This window comes from Gilliamella sp. CG25 (assembly GCF_046635705.1).
Taxonomy (GTDB): Bacteria; Pseudomonadota; Gammaproteobacteria; order Enterobacterales; family Orbaceae; genus Gilliamella; species Gilliamella apicola_I.
The window spans coordinates 22,998-31,168 of sequence record NZ_JBIDFJ010000017.1 but is presented as its reverse complement, the minus strand read 5'-3'; the positions used below and the strand labels follow the sequence as shown (position 1 = coordinate 31,168).

The 8,171-nt window shown below is 35.6% G+C and carries 8 protein-coding genes and 3 tRNA genes; 7 read left to right on the top strand and 4 right to left on the bottom strand.

What is annotated here, in order from left to right; translation table 11 throughout:
- Positions 1-2: 2 nt before the first annotated feature.
- The 3 genes from ACGH6P_RS10685 to ACGH6P_RS10675 form a co-directional block, all read right to left on the bottom strand.
- Positions 3-75, bottom strand: a tRNA-Lys gene (locus tag ACGH6P_RS10685).
- 18 nt (positions 76-93) lie between these two features.
- Positions 94-169, bottom strand: a tRNA-Val gene (locus ACGH6P_RS10680).
- Between the two features lie 35 nt (positions 170-204).
- Positions 205-280, bottom strand: a tRNA-Val gene (locus tag ACGH6P_RS10675).
- 205 nt (positions 281-485) lie between these two features.
- On the opposite strand from ACGH6P_RS10675, the gene ACGH6P_RS10670 reads away from it, so the two are divergent.
- The 6 genes from ACGH6P_RS10670 to tusA all read left to right on the top strand — a co-directional run bounded on the left by ACGH6P_RS10670 (position 486) and on the right by tusA (position 4,759).
- Positions 486-1,430 (top strand): PilN domain-containing protein, encoded by a 945-nt coding sequence (locus ACGH6P_RS10670; protein ID WP_411597451.1) that lies wholly within the window; start codon positions 486-488, stop codon positions 1,428-1,430.
- Positions 1,420-1,893, top strand: coding sequence for a hypothetical protein (locus ACGH6P_RS10665; RefSeq protein ID WP_411597450.1), 474 nt, complete (start codon positions 1,420-1,422; stop codon positions 1,891-1,893). Before ACGH6P_RS10670 ends, ACGH6P_RS10665 begins: the two co-directional genes overlap by 11 nt.
- On the top strand, positions 1,890-2,261 hold the full coding sequence (locus ACGH6P_RS10660; protein WP_267351261.1) for a hypothetical protein: 372 nt from the start codon (positions 1,890-1,892) through the stop codon (positions 2,259-2,261). The genes ACGH6P_RS10665 and ACGH6P_RS10660 overlap by 4 nt, the downstream gene beginning before the upstream one ends.
- Positions 2,262-2,278: 17 nt before the next feature.
- Positions 2,279-3,574, top strand: a complete 1,296-nt coding sequence (locus ACGH6P_RS10655) for a secretin N-terminal domain-containing protein (RefSeq protein WP_411597449.1) — start codon at positions 2,279-2,281, stop codon at positions 3,572-3,574.
- A gap of 121 nt (positions 3,575-3,695) precedes the next feature.
- Positions 3,696-4,511: a Cof-type HAD-IIB family hydrolase gene (locus ACGH6P_RS10650; protein WP_267351257.1), complete on the top strand. Its 816-nt coding sequence runs from the start codon at positions 3,696-3,698 to the stop codon at positions 4,509-4,511.
- Between the two features lie 8 nt (positions 4,512-4,519).
- Positions 4,520-4,759, top strand: coding sequence for a sulfurtransferase TusA (gene tusA, locus ACGH6P_RS10645; protein WP_411597448.1), 240 nt, complete (start codon positions 4,520-4,522; stop codon positions 4,757-4,759).
- A gap of 37 nt (positions 4,760-4,796) precedes the next feature.
- On the opposite strand, the gene ACGH6P_RS10640 is transcribed toward tusA, so the two are convergent.
- Positions 4,797-5,201 (bottom strand): protein YgfX, encoded by a 405-nt coding sequence (locus ACGH6P_RS10640; RefSeq protein ID WP_267360425.1) that lies wholly within the window; start codon positions 5,199-5,201, stop codon positions 4,797-4,799.
- Between the two features lie 416 nt (positions 5,202-5,617).
- Here ACGH6P_RS10640 and ACGH6P_RS10635 point away from each other — a divergent pair, with 416 nt between their 5' ends.
- Positions 5,618-8,161, top strand: coding sequence for a penicillin-binding protein 1A (locus ACGH6P_RS10635; protein ID WP_267360427.1), 2,544 nt, complete (start codon positions 5,618-5,620; stop codon positions 8,159-8,161).
- Positions 8,162-8,171 lie beyond the last annotated feature (10 nt).

The following is an 8,171-nucleotide window of genomic DNA, read 5'->3' as shown; positions in this document are numbered from 1 at the left end:
GGTGGGTCGTGAGCGATTCGAACGCTCGACAAACGGATTAAAAGTCCGCTGCTCTACCGACTGAGCTAACAACCCATAGAAAATTACTAAAAGTGGTGGGTGATACCGGGTTCGAACCAGTGACCCCCTCCTTGTAAGGGAGGTGCTCTCCCAACTGAGCTAATCACCCCAAATGTTTTATTGCTAAAACGTCACGGTAAAGATTGGTGGGTGATACCGGGTTCGAACCAGTGACCCCCTCCTTGTAAGGGAGGTGCTCTCCCAACTGAGCTAATCACCCTTACCGTGTGGATGTGCATTATAAGGCACGTCTTATTTCAGTCAACCTTTTTTTTCATAATTTCGCAAAATTAACTTTGTTCGATTTAATTTTAATCTTATTTTGCGTAATACTTCGCAAAAATCCCTTTTTTTCATTTTTATTTAATCAATCCTTATTATGCTTGGTCATAAGGTAATTTAAAATCATAAGTACACAATCGATCATGTTTATCCGAAAATGTCGTATTAAAATATATATTGAACCCCAATGGTTACGGTATCAAATTATCTATTTGGTTAACACTCAAACAGCAAAACAAAATGAGACTACCGTTAACTACCCTTATCAAAACTTGAATGATGTTGAACAATTGATTCTTGAGCTGAAGAATCGTATTCCAACACAATCGGTTTTTGAACTTTATCTTAATGAAAATGATTTCCAAACCAAACAACTCAAACTTCCACCACTTAAATTAGCCTTAGGCGAACTAGCTTTATATGTTGAAGCATCGATTTATCAATTATTTGAACTCACCGCTACAAACGTCTGTTATGATTTTATTTATTCTGCTGACAAATCTTATCTTAATGTAACAATATGTAAACGTGATTATGTCAATGAGTGGCTGGATTTATTTAAAAAACACAATTTAAGATTACACTGTATTGGTGGAGTAATTAATGAAGAGATAATCAATTTTTTACCCTGGCGACAAGAAAAACAGAAAAGGCAGAAATTTTCGTTACTTGTTACTATGGTGTGCATAATGGGGATTGCTTGCTGTTCTATGGGTTATTTATGGCATCAAACGCAACTTAAACTCAGTCATTACACCCTATTAAATGTCGAACAACAACATAACGAAAAACGGTTAACTCAACAATTAGCAACTTTTATTCCTAAGCTGTCGGTTAGCCAACAACAAATTTATCACGTTTTAACACTACTTTCAGAACAATTACCACCTGTTATATGGTTAGAATCATTCCATTATCAACCGCAACAAGTGATGATTTCTGGTTATAGCTTTCGTCATATTGAGATTATCAATTTTAATCAAACGTTATTACGACAGGATAACATCATAAAAAGTCAGATTCATGACATAACCAGACAAGAACACAATTTGTCATTTAAAATGGAAATCACATTCAATGAAGAGTGATTTTTTTAATCGCCCACTTTGGCAGCAATATACAATCGGTTTTGTTACTATCATCACAATGATCATCATTAGCTATCTATTTTTTATTGAGGATATTGCTAATCAAGCCAAACAGCAATTTAAACAGCATCAGATTCAGAGTGAAAAAATAAAACAGCTACAAACCCAAATTGACCGATATCAAACCCAAATGAATAGATCATTCGTTTTACTTTCAGAAAAAGATTTGGCTCATGCGATTACACAAAACCAGTTAACTTTACATGCATTCAGATACTATCGAACGGATAACAAAACGATGTGGGATATTGAGCTTCATGGACAATTTACTAATTTTCTAAACTTATTATCGACCTTTAACCACAATAGCTATTATCTTGATTTATCTAATTTTAGGATTCTTCGACAAAATACTTATCTAATCATATCGTTTACATTATCTTTCGATAAGGAAACAACATGAATCATTATTTATTCTCTAGCTTAATTTTTATCATGATGATTTGCTTTAATGCTGATGCAAATCACCGTTTGGCACGCGATCCATTCAATCTGACTGATTTGATATCGTGTACCGAACAAACTAACCAATTATTAGCACAGATACAAAGCTGGCAACTTAGCGGAATCATACAATCACAGCACAATAATTATTATCAAATCTGGTTAACGTCAACACAGCAATGGTTAGCAATAATCAATAGTGAGATTCCTCCAATGTTATTGCCTTGGCAAATCAAAACGCTTACGAATGATAACGTTGTTTGGCAAGCAAATCTGGCTCAATATTGTCAAGATAGTATTGTCTGGATGATGCCATTAAACAAGTGATATGAGGGAATTAACGTATGGCTAACATCCGATATTTTTTATTAAAACACCTCAAAAAATGGCAAATTATTATCACTGTTTTATTCCTTGCTCAAGTCAATACTAGTTTAGCAACTAACATTCCATTATCTAAAGTAAACCATTCGGAACTTATCACGTTAAATTTTTATCAAACTGATATTGGTATTATTTTGCAAGCATTAGCTGACAGTAAACAACTTAATTTGATTATGACTGAAGACATAGCACAAAAACAGACTATTAAGCTTCAAAATGTCGATTGGCATAAAGCATTAATGATTATAATCAATAGCGCTAACTTACAAGCCAAAATTGAGGACAATATCTTATTTATTTCAAAAGCGGAAGATCCCGACCAGATTAATCAAAAACAACGATTAGATAAATTATCACTTGAACAGCGTTTACCCTTAGATACTTTACCTATACGTATTGAGCATGCCGATCTGAACACATTATTGGATATCATCCATAAGCAAGCGCTATTGTCTGAACGTGGTAAAGTGATTGTTGATAAACGGACTAACTCGCTAATCATCACTGATATTCCCCCCAAATTGACAGCGATTAAAAGTCTTATCACATTGCTGGATAAAGCAATACCACAAGTCCATATTGCCGCTCATATTGTCAATATGAGTGATGAAAGTATGTCAGAACTGGGGATTAAATGGGGTTATGTGGGGCAGCCTTCGCAGTTAATCAATAAGTTCGATGTAAAATTGGGCGCTGCCAGTTCAACAGCTAATCTGGGCTTTAATCTTGCGAAAATGTCTGGCAGTTTACTCAATTTAGAGTTATCTGCACTACAGGCGGAAAATCAACTTGAAATTATTGCCAGTCCTAACTTACTGACCGCCAATCAAAATATGGCTTCAATTAAACAAGGCACTGAAATTCCTTACGAAGTATCGAGCGGTAGCAGTGGCTCGACTTCCATTGAGTTCAAACAAGCCGTTTTAGGATTAGAAGTGACGCCTAAAATCATTGGTGAAGAGAGTATGATTTTAGATCTCCATATCACTCAAAACACCGCTGGGCAAGCGATTAAACGCAGTGATGGCGGTGAAGCCCTCGCTATAGATACGCAAGAAATCAAAACCCAAGTCAAGGTAAAAAGTGGCGAAACAATTGTACTTGGCGGTATTTTTCATCAAATAAATAGCAAAAACGATCATAATGTACCTTATGTTAGCCAAGTCCCTATTATTGGTAGTTTATTTAAGTACAAAAATAAAAAGCAACAAAAGCGAGAATTAGTCATTTTTATTACACCGCAATTAGTTGAGTAAATGTGTACAGAGTTGTATCATACCCTATATTTTATATTTTTACTTTGAGGTCAATAAAGGATTCAAAGTATTGTTTTTTAAATCATTGTGATTTTCACTTTTTACACTAGTAGAGAATATTATGTTTCATGTTGTCGCTTCAGATTTAGATGGCACCTTATTAACGCCTGAACACAGTCTTTCACCTTATACCAAACAAGTTTTGCAAGCATTACGTCAAAAAGGCATTCATTTTATTTTTGCTACAGGGCGACATCATATTGATGTTGCGCAAATGCGTGAAAATATGGAAATTGATGCATTTATGATAACGTCAAATGGCGCCCGAGTTCATGATAGTCATGGAAACTTAATTTTTAGCCAAAATGTCGAACCGACGCTCGCCAGTCAAATCGCCCAAGAGTGCACTGACGATCCATTAGTGTTTACCCATATTTACCGAGGTGATCAGTGGTTAATTAACAAAGAAGATGCTTATTCTCTTAGCTTTCATCAAGAAAGCCGCTTTACTTATGAGTTTTTTAATCCTTTTGACTTTGAAACAGATGACATTGCTAAAATCTATTTCACAACAAGTGATGATGCCCTTCATCCACATTTAGTCAAATTAAAAAATCGGCTTGATGAAAAGTATGGTGATCAAGTCAGTATTGCCTTTTCATCATTAAATTGCCTTGAAATTATGGGCGCTAATGTTTCCAAAGGCAGTGCGTTAAAAAAAGTGGTCGATAAATTAGGATTAGCATTAAACGATAGTATTGCATTCGGTGATGGCATGAATGATTATGAAATGTTAAAAATGGTTGGAAAAGGGTGTATAATGCAAAACGCCACGCCAGATTTACGACAAAAATTACCTGAATTAGAAGTGATTGGTTCAAATGCTGATGATGCCGTACCGCATTATCTTGATAAACTTTTTTCAATTAATCCCTAACCAAATTATTGATAAAAATGAAAGCAGACAAAGAACTTAACACAATTGGATTACGCTGTCCTGAACCCATAATGATGGTTCGCAAAACGATGAGAGAGCTTGCTGTTGGGCAAGTTCTTCTTGTGATTGCTGATGATTTGGCAACAACTCGTGATATTCCCAGCTTTTGCCGGCATATGGATCATGAACTATTAAGTTCACAAATTGAATGCCCACCTTTCTATTACTGGATAAAAAAAACGCATTAAATGCAGGTCAACATGTCACTAAAGATAGATATGTTTATCAATTAAAATCAAGTTGATATAGATAATATCGAAGTGTTCGCCAATCGCTAGTTGTCAAATTATCGCTCATCAAAAAAAGGGTACAGTGTTGCCCTGTTCGCCTTGATTTCAAATTCAAAAATAGACTATAACGAAGTATTAAGGGTTTTCGCATTAAATGCCATCGCTGATTGTGCCAATAAATCTGATTAATGTGATGAAATAAAGCTAATTCACCAGTTATTGTTTGAAAATAGCTAAGACTTCGCCACCACTCAACTATCAATAAAATGATCACCACAAATGTATAGGCGTTAAATGAGGTATCGGCAAATAAAAATAGGCTAGCCATTATTAACAATAAATAAAAACTTGATGAAATGATGATTTGCAAGTAAGATTGCTTAAGTTTTGTACTCCACATAATGATCACCCAAAAATAATAACGTCTAACTTTCTCATACTTTGCTAGAAATATTTTAGAATTTATCAATAATTGTGAAACAACACGCACATAGAATCGTATACGATAAATCGTTACTTATTTATTTAATATGGTTAACTTCAAAATTACGATAGATACACTAAAATCAAATTTTTAATGTGCAATTGAAAAGGATTGAATGATTTTTAGAAAGAGTATTTTATTGTGTTGTTCGATTAAATTGAGTGCTAAGTATTGAAAACGAACAAAGGGACTTATCACTTTTTGTTTTATGCAATTTACTATAATTAGTATATACTCATCGACCTAAAAAAAGTTAAAAACCTTACAGGAAATAGAGTTTTTTTAATTATTTCCAAATTTACCTTAAATCAATTAGGTAGGAATGATTAGTGATGTTAGTTAGAGTAATAAAGTTTTTTCTCAAATTTTTTGCTGGTTGCTTACTGTGTGGCTTAGTCATCGGTATAGCTGGTTACGCCTATTATTCAAAGGATCTACCAGATGTTGCTACACTAAAAGATGTGCAATTACAAACACCGTTACAAGTACTCAGTAAAGATGGTGAGTTAATTGCGATTTTTGGTGAACGTCGACGTACGCCTCTTAAATATGATGAAATACCTAAAACGGTTATTAATGCGGTTATTGCCACCGAAGATTCCCGATTTTATGAACACTTTGGTATCGATCCAATCGGAATTATTCGCGCAATGTATATTGGATTAAAACAAAAAGGATTTTCACAAGGTGGAAGTACCATTACTCAACAAGTTGCTAAAAACTTCTTTTTAACTTCTGAAAAAAGTATTTCTCGAAAAGTAAAAGAAATGATCTTAGCGATCCGCATGGAAAAAGAGCTGTCCAAAGATGAGATCATGGCACTTTACTTAAACATGATTAACTTTGGTTCACGAGCTTATGGTGTTGCAGCAGCTTCCTATACTTTTTTTGGTAAAACACCTGATCAATTAACTTTAGATGAAGCCGCTTTATTGGCTGGTCTTCCGAATGCGCCTTCTGCATATAATCCAATTTCGCATCCTAATAAAGCATTAACAAGACGTAACTGGGTATTGGGACGAATGTTAGATCAATCCTACATTACGCAAGCGGAATATGATGAAGCCATAAAAAAACCTTTAAATGTCAGTTACCATTCTCCACAGATCGCCTTTTCTGCTCCTTATATTGCTGAAATGGCACGGCAATTTATGTTTGAAAAATTTGGCGAAAAAGCCTATACGGACGGTTATAAAGTTTATACAACTATCTCAAAACAAGACCAAATTGCCGCAACAGAATCAATACAAAAATCGATCATTGATTACGACAAACGACATGGTTATCGTGGTGCTAATAAAATTTTATGGAAAGAAAATGAAACCGCGTGGGATGACGCAAAAATCCTCGAAACATTAAATAAATACACCTGTTATAGTGGAATCTGCCCAGCCGTTGTGCTGAAGTCTACGGATAAACAAGCATCAATTGTTTTAACTGATAATAGTCATGTTGAGATTTTGTTCGATGGCATGAAATGGGCAAGACCATTCATCAATGATAATAAACAAGGCGCTTATCCACATAAAGTATCAGATGTGCTAAAAGCGGGCCAGCTTATCTGGGTGAGAAAAGTTAACGACTTATGGGAACTGTCTCAACTACCCACTGTCAATGCGGCATTGGTTTCATTGGATTCTGAAAATGGTGCGATAAAAGCAATTGTCGGTGGTTTTGATTTCAATCTCAGTAAATTTAACCGTGCGACACAAGCACTGCGTCAATTAGGCTCAAACATAAAGCCATTTATTTATACTGCAACGTTAGAACATGGCTTAACAATGGCAACACTCCTTAATGATGCACCGATTGTTCGAACAACAGGCAGCACGACCTGGAAACCCAAAAACTCACCACCGCAATACGCAGGCCCTTTACGTCTACGCATTGGTTTAGGTATGTCTAAAAATGTCATGATGGTACGAGCCTTACGTGCGGTTGGAATCGACTATGCCGCCACTTATTTAGAACGATTTGGCTTTCCTAAAGAAAATATTTCGCATAACGAATCGCTTGCTTTAGGTTCTGCATCATTTACGCCTTTACAAGTAGCAAGAGCGTATTCTGTTATCGTTAATGGCGGCTATTTGATTACCCCTTATCTAATTGAAAAGATTGAATACACAAGTGATAAAAGTATTATCTATCAACATCAACCTGTTATCGCTTGTCACGACTGTCAAGATGATCTCATTATTACTGACTCAACACCTCAAACTAATAACGATGTGGAAAATGCTACCAATGAATCTGGCAGTGAAGAGCCTGAACAAGCGAATCTCCGAGCGGATGATAATATCATTATTCCTGACATTGAAATTAATCATGAAAATAATAATAAGCCTATCACACCAATTTATGCACCACATACATTAAGTAGTGATATTGCCTTCATTATGAAAGATGGGTTACGTTCAACGGTATTTGGAGGTTCAGATTGGCAAGGAACAGCATGGCGTGTTAAAGCTTTAGGTCGACGAGATGTAGGCGGTAAAACGGGGACAACCAATGCATCTAAAGATGTTTGGTTTTCTGGATTTGGTGCCAATATTGTCACAACTGTATGGATGGGTTTTGACGATCATCGTCGTGAATTAGGAAAAACCTTCCGCGCTGAAGGCGGAGCCAATACGGCCAATCCAATATGGGTTGACTATATGAAAGAAGCATTAAAAGATGTGCCAGTTGTTACCGATGTTCAACCGGAAAACGTAATTAGTGTTACAATCGACCAAAAAACAGGATTATTACCACAATCTGGTGCAAACACCATGACAGAATATTTTATTAAAGGCACTGAGCCTACCCGTTATGCAACTAAAGAAGTCGGTACCGAAACAACAGATTCGGACGGTAACATTTCTGAACTATTCTAATTGAGGTATG

What these genes read in the sequence shown, in the direction of transcription:
- ACGH6P_RS10650 (WP_267351257.1), top strand. Translation starts at nt 3,696, where the DNA reads ATGTTTCATGTTGTCGCTTCAGATTTAGATGGCACCTTATTAACGCCT.
- ACGH6P_RS10635 (WP_267360427.1), top strand. Translation starts at nt 5,618, where the DNA reads ATGTTAGTTAGAGTAATAAAGTTTTTTCTCAAATTTTTTGCTGGTTGC.
- ACGH6P_RS10660 (WP_267351261.1), top strand. Translation starts at nt 1,890, where the DNA reads ATGAATCATTATTTATTCTCTAGCTTAATTTTTATCATGATGATTTGC.
- ACGH6P_RS10670 (WP_411597451.1), top strand. Translation starts at nt 486, where the DNA reads ATGTTTATCCGAAAATGTCGTATTAAAATATATATTGAACCCCAATGG.
- ACGH6P_RS10665 (WP_411597450.1), top strand. Translation starts at nt 1,420, where the DNA reads ATGAAGAGTGATTTTTTTAATCGCCCACTTTGGCAGCAATATACAATC.
- ACGH6P_RS10640 (WP_267360425.1), bottom strand. Translation starts at nt 5,201, where the DNA reads ATGTGGAGTACAAAACTTAAGCAATCTTACTTGCAAATCATCATTTCA.
- ACGH6P_RS10655 (WP_411597449.1), top strand. Translation starts at nt 2,279, where the DNA reads ATGGCTAACATCCGATATTTTTTATTAAAACACCTCAAAAAATGGCAA.